This window comes from Citrobacter sp. wls708, from assembly GCF_005281255.1.
GTDB lineage: Bacteria > Pseudomonadota > Gammaproteobacteria > Enterobacterales > Enterobacteriaceae > Citrobacter > Citrobacter werkmanii.
On sequence record NZ_SZXE01000018.1, the window covers coordinates 233,014 to 247,767 of the forward strand.

The 14,754-nt window shown below is 53.2% G+C and carries 12 protein-coding genes; 4 read left to right on the forward strand and 8 right to left on the reverse strand.

The features are described 5' to 3' along the window. Window positions 1–49: 49 nt before the first annotated feature. The 3 genes from glyS to FDW97_RS14385 form a co-directional block, all read right to left on the reverse strand. Window positions 50–2,119, reverse strand: a complete 2,070-nt coding sequence (glyS, locus tag FDW97_RS14375; RefSeq protein ID WP_137351215.1) for a glycine--tRNA ligase subunit beta — start codon at window positions 2,117–2,119, stop codon at window positions 50–52. A gap of 9 nt (window positions 2,120–2,128) precedes the next feature. After that, complete coding sequence (gene glyQ / locus FDW97_RS14380; RefSeq protein ID WP_001168552.1) at window positions 2,129–3,040, reverse strand: glycine--tRNA ligase subunit alpha; 912 nt, start codon at window positions 3,038–3,040, stop codon at window positions 2,129–2,131. Window positions 3,041–3,135: 95 nt separating this feature from the next. Continuing rightward, window positions 3,136–3,438: a YsaB family lipoprotein gene (locus FDW97_RS14385; RefSeq protein ID WP_137351216.1), complete on the reverse strand. Its 303-nt coding sequence runs from the start codon at window positions 3,436–3,438 to the stop codon at window positions 3,136–3,138. Between the two features lie 172 nt (window positions 3,439–3,610). Here FDW97_RS14385 and FDW97_RS14390 point away from each other — a divergent pair, with 172 nt between their 5' ends. Then, window positions 3,611–4,606: an acyltransferase gene (locus FDW97_RS14390; RefSeq protein ID WP_069323830.1), complete on the forward strand. Its 996-nt coding sequence runs from the start codon at window positions 3,611–3,613 to the stop codon at window positions 4,604–4,606. On the opposite strand, the gene yiaB is transcribed toward FDW97_RS14390, so the two are convergent. The 3 genes from yiaB to xylA all read right to left on the reverse strand — a co-directional run bounded on the left by yiaB (window position 4,603) and on the right by xylA (window position 7,984). After that, a complete protein-coding gene (gene yiaB / locus FDW97_RS14395; RefSeq protein ID WP_069323738.1) occupies window positions 4,603–4,968 on the reverse strand; it encodes an inner membrane protein YiaB in 366 nt (121 codons plus the stop codon). The genes FDW97_RS14390 and yiaB overlap by 4 nt on opposite strands. Before the next feature lie 166 nt (window positions 4,969–5,134). After that, on the reverse strand, window positions 5,135–6,589 hold the full coding sequence (xylB, locus tag FDW97_RS14400) for a xylulokinase (RefSeq protein ID WP_137351217.1): 1,455 nt from the start codon (window positions 6,587–6,589) through the stop codon (window positions 5,135–5,137). Between the two features lie 72 nt (window positions 6,590–6,661). Beyond that, a complete protein-coding gene (gene xylA / locus FDW97_RS14405; RefSeq protein ID WP_038635208.1) occupies window positions 6,662–7,984 on the reverse strand; it encodes a xylose isomerase in 1,323 nt (440 codons plus the stop codon). A 358-nt stretch (window positions 7,985–8,342) separates the two neighbouring features. Between xylA and xylR the strand changes: the two genes are divergently transcribed. Beyond that, window positions 8,343–9,521, forward strand: coding sequence for a D-xylose utilization transcriptional activator XylR (gene xylR, locus FDW97_RS14410; protein ID WP_137351218.1), 1,179 nt, complete (start codon window positions 8,343–8,345; stop codon window positions 9,519–9,521). 70 nt (window positions 9,522–9,591) lie between these two features. Here xylR and FDW97_RS14415 read toward each other — a convergent pair whose 3' ends face one another. Beyond that, a complete protein-coding gene (locus FDW97_RS14415; protein ID WP_038635213.1) occupies window positions 9,592–10,416 on the reverse strand; it encodes a protein bax in 825 nt (274 codons plus the stop codon). Window positions 10,417–10,732: 316 nt separating this feature from the next. Between FDW97_RS14415 and malS the strand changes: the two genes are divergently transcribed. Together malS and avtA are read left to right on the forward strand one after the other, a co-directional pair. Then, a complete protein-coding gene (gene malS / locus FDW97_RS14420; RefSeq protein ID WP_137351219.1) occupies window positions 10,733–12,763 on the forward strand; it encodes an alpha-amylase in 2,031 nt (676 codons plus the stop codon). Between the two features lie 176 nt (window positions 12,764–12,939). Then, window positions 12,940–14,190: a valine--pyruvate transaminase gene (gene avtA / locus FDW97_RS14425; protein ID WP_038635218.1), complete on the forward strand. Its 1,251-nt coding sequence runs from the start codon at window positions 12,940–12,942 to the stop codon at window positions 14,188–14,190. Between the two features lie 34 nt (window positions 14,191–14,224). Here the strand turns inward: avtA and FDW97_RS14430 are convergent, their stop codons facing one another. Beyond that, a complete protein-coding gene (locus FDW97_RS14430) occupies window positions 14,225–14,698 on the reverse strand; it encodes a 4Fe-4S dicluster domain-containing protein (protein WP_137351220.1) in 474 nt (157 codons plus the stop codon). Window positions 14,699–14,754: the final 56 nt, after the last annotated feature.

A 14,754-nucleotide genomic window follows, 5' to 3' on the forward strand; every position in this document is an offset into this window, starting at 1 on the left:
GGATAAGGCGGAGACGCCATCCGGCATTTTCTAAGTCAGCTCAGGACCGTTACTGTAGCAGCGAAATATCCGCCACGCGCAGGAACAGCTCGCGCAGTTTTTCGAGCATAGACAGACGGTTAATACGCAGTTCTTTATCTTCTACGTTAACCATGACTTTCTCGAAGAAGGCATCGACCGGTTCACGCAGTGCCGATAGCTCAACCAGCGCTTCCTGGTAATGCCCGGCTGCAAAGATTGGCTCCAGCTTGTCGCGCAGCACCACAACCTGCATCGCCAGCGCAATTTCTTCCGGCTCTTTCAGCGTTGCCGCATTCACGCGGTCGTTCAGCGTTTCTTCAGACTTCGCCAGGATGTTCGATACACGCTTGTTCGCCGCAGCCAGCGCGGACGCGGCTTCCAGCGTACGGAAGTGCGATACCGCCTTCATACGTGCGTCGAAATCAGCTGGACGAGTCGGACGACGCGCCAGCACGGCCTGAATAGTATCAACAGTGTAACCTTCGTCCTGATACCAGGCGCGGAAGCGACCGAGCATAAAGTCGATAACGTCATCCACGACTTTCGCGTTGGTCAGCTTGTCACCATACAGACGAACCGCTTCTTCGGTCAGCGTTTGCAGATCGAGATTCAGGTTCTTCTCAACGATAATACGCAGCACGCCCAGCGCGGCACGACGCAGCGCAAACGGGTCCTTATCGCCTTTCGGATGCTGGCCGATACCAAAGATACCCGCCAGGGTATCCATCTTGTCGGCAATCGCCACGGCACAGGCTACCGGGTTAGACGGCAGGTCATCGCCGGCAAAGCGCGGCTGATACTGCTCGTTTAGCGCCACGGCCACATCTTCCGCTTCGCCATCATGACGCGCATAGTGCATGCCCATCACGCCCTGGGTGTCGGTGAACTCAAAGACCATGTTGGTCATCAGGTCACACTTGGACAGCAGGCCCGCACGCGTTGCGTGGTTAACGTCAGCGCCAATCTGGCCAGCAATCCAGCCCGCCAGCGCCTGGATACGATCGGTCTTGTCGCGCAGCGTACCCAGTTGCTGTTGGAACAGCACGGTTTGCAGACGCGGCAGATGATCTTCCAGACGTTTTTTACGGTCGGTATTGAAGAAGAACTCGGCATCCGCCAGACGCGGGCGAACCACTTTCTCGTTACCGGAAATAATCTGGCTCGGATCTTTCGATTCGATGTTGGCAACGAAGATAAAGTTCGGCAGCAGTTTGCCGTCGTTGGCGTAAACCGGGAAGTACTTCTGGTCGCCTTTCATGGTGTGAACCAGCGCTTCTGACGGAACCGCGAGGAATTTATCTTCGAACTTCGCGGTCAGCACTACTGGCCATTCCACCAGCGAGGTGACTTCTTCCAGCAGGCTTTCGCTCAGATCGGCGTTACCGCCAATCTTGCGCGCCGCTTCTTCAGCATCGGCTTTGATTTTCGCTTTACGCTCAGCGTAATCCGCAATCACTTTACCGCGCTCACGCAGGATTTCTGGGTATTGATCGGCAGAATCGATGGTGAATTCCGCTTCGCCCATAAAGCGATGGCCGCGAATCACGCGATCGGACTGAATGCCCAGAATCGTTGCCGGAACCACTTTGTCACCCAGCAGCAGAGTCACGGTGTGAACCGGACGCACGAAATGGACGTCAGACGCGCCCCAGCGCATCAGTTTCGGGATCGGCAGCTTAGCCAGCGAGGTGGCGATCATGTTCGGCAGCAGCGTTTCAGCGCTTTCGCCTTTCACATGCGCGCGGTACAACAACCACTCGCCTTTATCGGTGGTCAGACGCTCGGCCTGGTCAACGGTGATACCGCAGCCACGCGCCCAACCTTCTGCCGCTTTGCTCGGTTTGCCTTCGGCGTCAAACGCCTGAGCAATTGCCGGGCCGCGTTTTTCAACTTCACGGTCAGGTTGCGCTTCAGCCAGGTTCGCGACTTTCAGCGCCAGACGACGCGGTGCGGCGAACCACTCAACGTTGCCGTGCGCGATGCCAGCGTTATCCAGCTCCGCGGTAAAGTTCGCAGCAAAGGACTCAGCCAGGCTGCGCAGTGCTTTTGGTGGCAGCTCTTCAGTGCCGATTTCCACCAGAAAAGTTTTCTCAGACATGGCCGCCTCTTATTTCTCTTTGTTGCACATCGGGAAGCCAAGGGCTTCACGGGAAGCGTAGTAAGCTTCTGCCACAGCTTTAGTCAGGGTGCGAATGCGCAGGATATAGCGCTGACGCTCGGTGACGGAGATGGCTTTACGCGCATCCAGCAGGTTGAAGCTATGGGCGGCTTTCAGAATACGTTCATACGCAGGCAGCGGCAGTGGATTTTCCAGCGCCAGCAGCTGCTGCGCTTCTTTCTCGTACTGCTCGAAGCAGGTGAACAGGAAGTCCACGTCGGCGTATTCGAAGTTATAGGTGGATTGCTCCACTTCGTTCTGATGGAACACGTCGCCGTAAGTGGTTTTACCCAGCGGGCCGTCGCTCCAGACCAGGTCGTAAACGCTGTCTACGCCCTGAATGTACATGGCCAGACGTTCCAGACCGTAGGTAATTTCCCCGGTCACAGGTTTACATTCCAGACCACCAACCTGCTGGAAGTAGGTGAACTGCGTGACTTCCATACCGTTCAGCCACACTTCCCAACCCAGCCCCCAGGCACCCAGCGTCGGGTTCTCCCAGTTATCTTCCACGAAACGGATGTCGTGAATGGTCGGGTCCATACCCAGCTCTTTCAGAGAACCCAGGTACAGCTCCTGAATATTGTCCGGAGACGGCTTAATCACTACCTGGAACTGATAGTAGTGCTGTAAGCGGTTCGGGTTTTCGCCATAGCGGCCGTCGGTCGGACGACGAGAAGGCTGCACATACGCAGTCGCCATCGGTTCCGGCCCCAGCGCACGCAGGCAGGTCATTGGGTGAGATGTCCCCGCGCCGACTTCCATGTCCAATGGTTGAACGATGGTGCAGCCCTGGCGAGCCCAGTAATCCTGTAAGGTCAGGATCAAGCCCTGGAAGGTCCTGGTATCAAACTTTTGCATATTATTTCGTGCTGGATACGTGTGGATTTAAAGGAAGCGGTCAGTATACCCGCTGGCTGCAAGATATACAGTACGAAACGGGAAAAAGGGGGAACTTAGCGCATGGAAAGGTGCAAAAACTGCCCGTCTGCATCAAAAGAGCAGACAAAACTCTCTTTACGGAAGGTCGAACCGCGCATTTCATAGCTGCCCTGGAATTGTTCCAGGCCGGCGATATCAATTTTCTGCGCGCCGGTGTTATAAAGCTCTGCCGCTTCACTTTTGCACAATGCCGCCATATCGAGCGAACGTGCGGCATTCACCTTTTTCGCCTTCTGCGCAGGTGCAGGCGGCTGTGTGTCGGCGCACGCCGCCAACAAAAAGATAGCGAGCGCGGGAAAGAAATACTTCATCATCATTTTATTACCGCCTGGTTTGCTGGTCAGTCTTATTATTAGTGTCTGGAAACGGATCTTATTTTGAGAATCTCATCAGACCATCTCAAGCTTTAGCGTAAAAACTCAGATTATTCCAGTGAGTTACGCTCGCAAAAAATCGGTCAGACTTTTTTTAATGGAGACAGAGGAACTGATGCAGCCCAAAATTTTCTGGATTGATAACCTGCGCGGAATAGCTTGTTTAATGGTCGTGATGATCCACACCACAACCTGGTACATCACCAATGCGCACAGCGTCAGCCCGTTTAATTGGGATCTGGCCAATGTGCTCAATTCCGCCTCTCGCGTCAGCGTACCGTTGTTCTTTATGATTTCGGGTTATCTGTTTTTTGGCGAACGCAGCGCCAAACCGCGTCATTTCACGCGCATCGCGCTGTGCATTCTTTTTTACAGCAGCGTGTCGCTGGCCTATATCCTGTTGTTTACCTCGATCAACGCTGAGCTGTCGCTGAAAAACCTGCTGCAAAAGCCGGTGTTCTATCACCTGTGGTTTTTCTTCGCCATCGCCGTCATCTACCTGGTTTCCCCGCTGATACAGGTGAAAAATATCAGCGGCAAGATGCTGCTGGCGCTCATGGTAGTGACTGGGGTGATTGCCAATCCCAACACCGTCTCACAAAAAATTGGCGGTTTTGAGTGGCTTCCCATCAACCTGTACATCAGTGGCGACACTTTCTATTACATCCTGTACGGCATGCTGGGAAGGGCGATTGGCATGATGGATACACAGAAACGTTCGCTCACCTGGCTCTGTGCAGCGTTGTTCATCGTCGCCGTGTTTGTTATCTCTCGAGGCACGTTGCATGAACTGCGCTGGCGAGGCAATTTTGCCGATACCTGGTACCTCTACTGCGGCCCGGCAGTATTTATTTGCGCCGTCTCGCTCCTGACGCTGGTCAAAAACACGCTCAGCACGCGCACTCTGCCGGTATTGGGCCTTATTTCCCGTCACTCGTTGGGTATTTATGGCTTTCATGCGCTGATCATTCACGCGCTACGCACCAACGGTTTAGAACTCAAGAACTGGCCACCGCTGGATATGCTATGGATTTTTAGCGCCACGCTGGCGGGTAGCCTGCTGTTATCCATACTGTTGCAGCGCATTGATACACGCAGGCTGGTGAGTTAAGACTCACCGTTTTGTTCATTCTGCCCTGGACGCAGCAGTAAAACTTGTCCGACCAAACACACGAAGAATGCTGCCGGGTATAGCCCCTTTTCGATGGGCGCTAACGGAATATTCCATATCCCTACCAGCAGTAGTCCCAGCGTTATCAACGCCACCATCTTGCATATGGAGGTGAAGCATTCGTCATTCTGATTAAGATTTACAGCACGCTGATAAGCATACGTCACGAACATTCCCGTCATCAGCGCACCCAAAAAATAGCCTTTGCCACTCAATAACGGGCAGGCATGCCATAAGCCAACAACGTAAATCAGTATGCCAGAGAAGAATAATATCCATGGCAACAGCCTGGTGGTCTTCATTGGGATCTCCTTATCCATCATGGGTACAATATGAATAACCCGCTAAAGACAACACAGAAAAATGCCACCACACTGGATTTTCAGAATAAATCCATGTGTATCAATTATTTATTAGATTGAAATATATATTAAATCAATCCCCTCTGTTATCCAGAGGGGAAGGTCGTCAGGACATCAGCGGCTGTAATTGCTGATAAATACGACGGAAGGTTTCCCGACGCTGTTGGTAGAGCGCATGGCGCTCAGCATCAGGATAATGCGCCTGTTCCAGCGTAAGCTGAGGCAGCATGTCTGATAACGGCTTTTGCGGGTTCATGGCAATTTGCGCCAGGCGCGCCGCACCGAGTGCAGGACCAACATCGCCGCCGGTACGATAATCCAGTTGCAACCCGCTGATATCAGACAGCATCTGACGCCAGTATTCGCTGCGAGCCCCGCCGCCAATGAGCGTAATGCTGGCTGGCTGTACACCGCACGCATGCACGACATCCATGCCGTCGGCCAGCGCAAAACCCACACCTTCCAGTACCGCCTGCGCCAGTTCTGCCGGGCCATGCTGATGCGTCAGACCGAAAAATACGCCCTTCGCCTGCGGGTTATTATGCGGCGTACGTTCACCGGACAGATAAGGTAAAAACCAGACTGGCTCGGCGTCTGCATTCGCTTGTTGCGCTGCGGCGATCAATGCCGGTACGCTCGCCAGTCCGGTTAATTTCGCCGCCCAATCCAGGCAGGATGCCGCACTCAGCATCACGGACATCAGGTGCCATCGCTCCGGCAAAGCATGACAAAAGCTATGGACCGCGCTTTCCGGCTTACTGAGGAAGCCGTCGCTTACCGCAAAATAGACGCCGGATGTACCCAACGAAAGCATCGCCTGACCGGCATTCATCATGCCTACGCCGACCGCTCCCGCCGCGTTATCACCGCCCCCGGCAACGACCGCAACCTCATTCATTCCCCAGTCCAGGGCGACTTCTGGCAGCAATGTTCCGGTAATCGCACAACCTTCGTATAGCGCAGGCATATGCGCACGAGACAGCTTACAGGCCGCCAGCATGACATCACTCCAGTCACGTTTGGCGACATCCAGCCACATCGTACCTGCCGCATCAGACATATCGCTGGCAAAATCGCCGGTCATACGCAGACGCAGGTAATCTTTCGGTAGCAGCACTTTATCTACCCGGCTGAAAATCTCCGGCTCGTGACGTTGCACCCACAGCAACTTTGGCGCGGTAAAGCCAGGCATCATCAGGTTGCCGGTGATAGCACGAGACTGCGGAACCAGGTTCTCCAGCATTACGCACTCTTCAGCGCAGCGACCATCGTTCCACAGGATTGCGGGACGTAATACTTTCTGTTGCTTGTCCAGTAACGTCGCGCCGTGCATCTGGCCGGCAATCCCTAACGCTTTCACCTCACTGAGCGAATGCTGCTGGCCCAGCGCTTTTACGGCGCGATCCGTTGCCAGCCACCATTGTTCAGGGTCCTGCTCTGACCATAACGGATGCGGACGCGAGACCGTGAGTTTCTCCGTTTGCGAAGCGATCACATCGCCCTGCTCATTCAGCAGAATGGCCTTTACGCCTGAGGTGCCAAGATCTATCCCGATATACATAGCGTATCGTTCCTTAAAGAAAGGCCCGGCAGCGCGTGGCTTTCCGGGCTTACGGACGTTCTCAGAAACCTGTTATTTGTCGAACAAATAATGGTTTACCAGATTTTCCAGCAGTTCCTGATGGCCGCTCTGATGCACTGGCGCCAGATTATGTTGTTCAGCGTACTGCGCAATTTCCGTCAGCGTCATCTGCCCTTTCAGAATTTGCTGGCCCAACTCACCATTCCAACCAGCGTAACGCTTGGCCACACGCTGATCCAGACCACCGTCCTCAATCATACGGGCCGCAATTTTCAGCGACAGCGCCATGGTATCCATTGCGCCAATATGACCATAGAACAGATCGTATTTATCGGTGCTCTGACGACGAACTTTGGCGTCAAAGTTCAGACCGCCGGTGGTGAAGCCGCCCGCTTTGAGGATTTCGTACATCACCAACGCATTCTCTTCTACGCTATTTGGGAACTGGTCAGTATCCCATCCCAACTGTGCGTCACCGCGGTTGGCATCGACAGAACCAAACAGACCCAGCGCGATAGCAGTGGCGATTTCATGATGGAATGAGTGACCCGCCAGCGTGGCGTGGTTGGCTTCGATATTCAGTTTGATCTCTTTTTCCAGGCCGAACTGCTTGAGGAACCCGTAAACGGTCGCCGCATCGTAGTCGTACTGGTGTTTGGTCGGTTCCTGCGGCTTCGGTTCGATAAGCAAAGTGCCCTGGAAACCCGTTTTGTGTTTGTGCTCTACCACCAGTTGCATAAAGCGGCCAATCTGCTCACGTTCCTGACGCAGATCGGTATTCAGCAGCGTTTCATAGCCTTCACGGCCGCCCCACAGAACGTAGTTTTCACCGCCTAACTTGTGCGTGGCATCCATCGCCGTGACTACCTGTGTGGCAGCCCAGCTGAACACTTCCGGGTCCGGATTCGTGGCCGCGCCCGCGCCGTAGCGTGGATTGGTGAAGCAGTTTGCCGTTCCCCACAGCAGCTTGACCCCACTTTGTTCCTGTTTTGCCGCCAGCACATCAACCATCTGCGCAAAGTTGTTTTTGTACTCTTTCAGCGACGCGCCTTCCGGCGAGACATCCACGTCATGGAAGCAGTAGTAAGGGACGTTCAGCTTGTGAAAGAACTCAAATGCGACATCCGCTTTGCGTTTCGCCAGCTCCAGTGCTTCTCCGGGCTGCTGCCACGGACGATCGAAAGCGCCCATGCCGAACATGTCCGCACCGTTCCAGCAGAATGTATGCCAATAGCAGGCGGCAAAACGCAGATGATCTTCCATGCGTTTGCCCAACACGATTTCGTCAGGGTTGTAATGGCGAAATGCGAGCGGGTTAGTAGTTTTAGTCCCTTCAAAACGAACACGATCGAGTTGGTCGAAATAAGCCTGCATAATAAGCTCCATAATCAGGTAATACGGCAAGTAAACTGCGATATAGCTATACTGGAATTTCCTGATTTATTGCTCAATTACGTTATTTCACACCGCCATTAAGAGAATACCCAAACGTGCGCTGGCTCCCAAAAAAGCGCAGTGAAAAGAGAATTAAAAAAGCGATCGCGATCGAAGGTTAATCATTAAACAAAAAACCGTAATGCGCAGATAAAAAATGGCAATTGTCATCCCGCGTTCAGTATGTGAATTTTGCGTAGCATTAAGAAAATAAAAATTTGTCACGCTTCATCAAGCAGTCGTCCCTGCGGTTTTGCTAGTATCGACAGGCCACGTTAACCTTCCAGGACAGATTCTTATGTTTGATAAACGTCACCGCATCACTCTATTATTTAATGCCAATAAAGCCTACGACCGCCAGGTGGTAGAAGGGGTGGGTGAATATTTACAGGCATCACAATCAGAGTGGGATATATTCATTGAGGAAGATTTCCGCGCCCGCATTGATAATATTAAAGACTGGTTAGGCGATGGTGTTATTGCCGATTATGACGATGATGACATTGCACAATTACTTGCCGATGTGGATGTTCCTATCATCGGCGTCGGGGGTTCCTACCATGCGGAACAGGATTATCCGCCGGTGCATTACATTGCCACCGATAACCACGCGCTGGTAGAAAGCGCTTTCCTGCATCTGAAAGAAAAAGGGATCAACCGGTTCGCGTTCTACGGACTGCCCGCTTCAAGCGGCAAACGCTGGGCGGCTGAACGTGAATATGCGTTTTGCCAACTGGTCGCTAAAGAAAAGTACCGTGGAGTTGTCTATCAGGGACTGGAAACCGCGCCGGAAAACTGGCAGCACGCGCAAAATCGTCTGGCGGACTGGCTGCAAACTCTGCCGCCGCAAACCGGCATTATCGCCGTCACCGACGCGCGAGCGCGGCACATTCTGCAAGCTTGCGAACACCTGCATATTCCGGTCCCGGAAAAACTGTGCGTGATTGGAATCGACAACGAAGAACTGACCCGTTACCTGTCGCGGGTGGCGCTGTCATCCGTTGCTCAGGGGGCCAGGCAGATGGGGTATCAGGCCGCTAAGCTTCTGCACCGGTTACTGGCGAATGAAGAACTACCGCTGCAACGCATACTGGTCCCGCCAGTGCGCGTCATTGAACGCCGTTCAACTGACTACCGTTCATTGACCGATCCGGCGGTGATTCAGGCGATGCACTTTATCCGCAACCATGCCTGCAAAGGCATTAAAGTCGAACAGGTGCTGGATTCAGTGGGGATTTCGCGGTCGAATCTGGAGAAACGTTTTAAAGAAGAGGTCGGAGAAACTATCCATGCGGTGATTCATGCCGAGAAGCTGGAAAAAGCGCGCAGCCTGTTGATTTCCACCACGCTGTCGATCAACGAAATTTCACAAATGAGCGGCTATCCATCACTGCAGTACTTCTATTCCGTCTTCAAGAAAGAGTACGACACGACGCCAAAAGAGTATCGCGATGTGAATAGTGAAGTGTTGCTATAGAGGGAATTGCCGGATGGCGGCTTCGTCTGATCCGGCCTACGAGATGACTTGTAGACCGGATTAGCACACGTTACATATGCGCGGCAATTAAGCGCTGGTTATCCTGATACATTGCGAACAGATAGTTGTTGTAGCTCTGTCCCTTAGTGGAATAACCCTTCAGCTTATGGATCATCGCAGTAGCGGTGACTTCCTGATCGGCTTTACGCAGTTGCGCACGTGACTTCCGGAAAGAAGAGTAAGCTGGGTGCGTATTCAGGTTAATGACATAGGCATTGACTGACTCTTTCACTGATTCAAACTGTGAGTAGCCTTTCACCTTACCAGGGGCATTATTACAACGCCCTTTGCCACATTTCATGCCAAACAGGTTGTTGTTGCTCCGCGCCAGCTTCGACGTCCCCCAGCCGCTTTCAGCCGCAGCCATGGTTGCCACCATACTGGTCGGGATAATGTCTACACGCTCAAGCAGCGTGTTCCACGGAATTTTACGCGTGTTGCCAGACCAGCTCACCTTATAGCGCTTAGCGATGTCTTTCATCCGCGTACGCTCTGTAGGTGACCAGCGATTCTGGTACTGTTTTGAAATCAGCCAGTTACGATCCGCCGTAATGGCAGCATTTTGACTGGTAATATAAGGCATAACCGTCCGGAGAAACGCTTTTTTCCTTGGTGTTCCGGAAGGGTATTTTCGCAAATCAGGAAGTGAACTACTCTTTGCACTATTGCGAGAATACTCTTGTTTACTGCTAACCTGTTTATTACTTGCCTTGATTACCTGGGGCTTGTGACTCGTTGTCGCCGTGTGTGTCTTTGCCAGCGCCTCACCCGAAAATGCAACGGTGAGTAACATAAGAATCATTGCCCCATATCGTCGAATGGGAGTCAATATCATTAGGTCTCCTGGTCGGATTTATACATTCCAACACCTTATATTTTTCAAAAAAATGAGAGATGAATCTCAAATCATATCAAAAATAACGGTCAAGAGCACCCAAAGGAATAGTCCAATTCTGAAACTATGTCACGCGTTAACGATTCGGGCTGCCATTAATTTGATGAAAATGTGGGGGTTATCGCAAAATTAGTTCATTTTTTGCGCGCATTAGCTCACCCTCACTTCTCCTCCTGGCGGAATCACCTCAAAGGAGGAGTTTCCGGCCTGATTTCACTGGCAAACTGGCTAAAATCGCAGCATCAAGGACAGCATTATGAAACTTGCCGCCGTTGCGCTGGCGCTAATGCCCGGCATTGCCATCGCCTCAACATGGACTTCTCAGGGACTTCCCGCCTTCGAAGCGGAAGGTACGGGTAAATTCGTCAGCCATGCAGCGTTGACGAAGGGTACTCGTCCTTTAATTCTGAATTTTGACCAACAGTGCTGGCAGCCAGCAGACGCGATAAAACTCAACCAGATGCTGTCGCTTAAACCTTGTGAAGGCGCGCCGCCGCAGTGGCGTTTATTCAAGGACGGCGATTACACGCTGGAAGTCGATACCCGCTCCGGTACGCCAACGCTGATGCTCTCAGTCAAAAGCGCCGCAGACCCCGTCAGTAGCCAAATTCGCCAGTGTCCGAAATGGGATGGTTCGCCATTAACGCTGGACGTCAGTCAGACCTTCCCGGAAGGCGCCGTGGTGCGCGACTACTACAGCAACCAAACGGCGACGGTAAAAAACGGGTCGATTACCCTGCAGCCCGCCGCAACCAGTAACGGGTTGTTGCTGCTGGAACGAGCGGAAACCGACGCCCCCGCCGCTTTCGACTGGCATAACGCGACGGTGTATTTCGTCCTGACGGACCGCTTTGTGAATGGCGATCCGGGCAACGACCACAGCTACGGTCGGCGCAACGACGGTATGCAGGAAATTGGCACCTTCCACGGCGGCGATTTACGCGGTCTTGCCAGCAAACTCGACTATCTGCAACAACTGGGCGTCAATGCGTTATGGATCAGCGCGCCGTTTGAGCAAATCCACGGCTGGGTCGGCGGTGGCACCAAAGGCGATTTCCCCCACTACGCCTACCATGGCTACTACACTCAGGACTGGACCACGCTCGACGCCAATATGGGCAACGAAAACGATCTGCGCGCGCTGGTTGACGGCGCTCACCAGCGCGGCATCCGTGTCCTGTTTGATGTCGTGATGAACCATACTGGCTACGCCACGCTGGCGGATATGCAGGAATATCAGTTTGGGGCGCTGTACTTATCAGGCGATGAGCTGAAAAACACGCTCGGCGAACGCTGGACGGACTGGAAGCCAGCTGCCGGGCAGAGCTGGCATAGCTTTAATGATTACATCAACTTCAGCGATAAAGCCGGTTGGGAAAAATGGTGGGGCAAAAACTGGATCCGCACCGATATTGGCGATTACGACAACCCTGGTTTTGACGACCTGACCATGTCGCTGGCTTTCCTGCCCGATCTGAAAACCGAATCCACCACGCCTTCCGGCCTGCCTAATTTTTATCAGCACAAACCGGATACTCACGCCAAAGCGATCGCCGGCTACACGCCCCGCGATTATCTGACCCACTGGCTCAGTCAGTGGGTGCGCGATTACGGAATTGACGGCTTTCGGGTCGATACCGCCAAACACGTCGAGCTTCCCGCCTGGCAGCAGCTTAAAACACAGGCCAGCGCGGCGCTGGTCGAATGGAAGAAAGCCCACCCGGACAAAGCCCTGGATGATAAACCCTTCTGGATGACCGGTGAAGCCTGGGGTCACGGCGTCATGCAAAGCGACTATTATCGTCACGGTTTCGACGCGATGATCAATTTCGACTATCAGGAGCAGGCGGCGAAAGCCGTTGATTGTCTGGCAAATATGGATCTCACCTGGCAACAGATGGCGGAAAAACTGCAGGATTTCAACGTTCTGAGCTATCTCTCCTCCCATGATACCCGGCTGTTTCGCGAGGGTGGAGACAAAGCCGCCGAGCTATTGCTGCTGGCGCCTGGGGCAGTACAACTGTTTTACGGTGACGAGTCAGCCCGGCCTTTCGGCCCCACGGGGTCCGATCCCTTGCAGGGTACGCGCTCAGAGATGAACTGGCAGGACGTAACCGGGAAATCTGCCGCCAGCGTGGCACATTGGCAACGTATCAGCCAGTTCAGGGCCAGACATCCCGCCATTGGCGCCGGTAAACAAACCACACTGACATTGAAGCAGGGGTACGGATTCGTCCGTGAGCATGGCAACGATAAAGTTATGGTGGTGTGGGCCGGTCAGCCCTGATCCTGACGGGCTTCTCGTACTCGCTGATACGAGAAGCCAAATTCACGATAAAACACCAGCCCGACAAAAATTTGCAGCACAAAACATCAATCCAGACTGATACCCCTGATTTGCACCCCGCCATAGGTAGCGCTATGGTTAGCCACTTTACTACTCAGTTCGACAGACCACCTGCTATGACATTCTCACTTTTTGGCGACAAATTTACCCGCCATTCAGGCATCACACGCCTGATGGAGGACCTCAACGATGGTTTACGCACACCAGGCGCCATCATGCTCGGCGGCGGTAATCCGGCGCAAATTCCAGAGATGAAAAATTACTTTCAGTCTCTGCTGGCAGATATGCTGGAAAACGGCAAAGCCGCTGATGCGCTTTGCAATTATGACGGTCCACAAGGTAAAACCGAGCTACTGGCCGAGCTGGCGAAACTGCTACGTGAGAAGCAGGGTTGGGATATCGAGCCACAAAATATTGCACTGACAAATGGCAGTCAGAGCGCATTTTTCTACTTATTCAATCTCTTCGCCGGACGCCGCGCCGACGGAACAACCCAAAAAGTGTTGTTCCCATTAGCGCCGGAATATATTGGCTATGCCGATGCCGGGCTGGAAGAAGAACTCTTTGTCTCTGCACGCCCAAACATCGAGCTGTTACCAGAAGGCCAGTTTAAGTATCACGTTGATTTTGAACATCTGCACATCGGTGAAGAAACGGGGATGATCTGCGTGTCGCGCCCGACTAACCCGACAGGCAACGTGATCACCGACGAAGAACTGATGAAGCTGGATCGGCTGGCCAACCAGCACGGTATCCCGTTGGTGATCGATAACGCGTATGGCGTACCGTTCCCAGGCATCATTTTTAGCGAAGCCCGGCCGCTGTGGAACCCAAACATTGTGCTGTGCATGAGCCTTTCTAAGCTGGGTCTGCCAGGCTCCCGCTGCGGCATCATTATCGCCAATGAAAAGATCATCACCGCCATCACCAATATGAATGGCATTATCAGCCTTGCGCCCGGCGGAATGGGACCGGCGATGATGTGCGAAATGATTAAACGTAATGATCTTCTGCGCCTTTCTGAGACGGTGATCAAACCGTTTTATTACCAGCGCGTTCAGCAGACTATTGCGATCATTCGTCGCTATTTATCTGAAGATCGCTGCCTCATCCACAAACCAGAAGGGGCGATTTTCCTGTGGTTATGGTTTAAAGATTTGCCGATCACCACCGAGCTGCTGTATCAGCGCCTGAAAGCGCGCGGCGTACTGATGGTTCCCGGTGATTACTTCTTCCCGGGGCTGGATAAACCCTGGCCGCATACCCATCAGTGCATGCGTATGAATTACGTTCCGGAGCCGGAGAAAATCGAGGCTGGCGTGAAGATTCTGGCAGAAGAGATCGAGCGCGCCTGGCTGGAAGGCTAACGCAAATCCCGACCCGAGCGCGGGTCGGGTCGCTTCACAGCGGCAGCGAACGCAGACGCTGTCGCTGCATACTGACAGCATCAATACACTGCAAGGCACTGGTCGGGCAGGCTTCTACACATGCGGGTCCCGTCTCGCGATGCCAGCACAAATCACATTTTATCGCCTGCGCCCGTGACGTTCGTGCGACAACGTTCATCGCCCCAAACGGACACGCGATCATGCAGCTTTTACAGCCAATACACTGCGCCTGTTCAACGAAGATATGTCCATGTTCACGACGAATTGCGTGGGTTGGGCACATGTTAGCGCAGGGAGCATCTTCGCACTGATGACAGGCAACTGCCGTCGTAAAGGCGTCGTCTTTAATCACCCGAATCCGCGGGATAAATGCCCCGGAGGAGACCGATGCGCAATCCTGATTTTCCTGATGTGCGACAACGCAGGCAACTTCGCAGGTACGACACCCAATACATTTTGCCGCATCCGCCATTATAAACTCGTTCATTGCCCCCTCCGTCAGAGTGAAAACCACAGATTGCCAGAGAGAGACTCCCTGCTGCC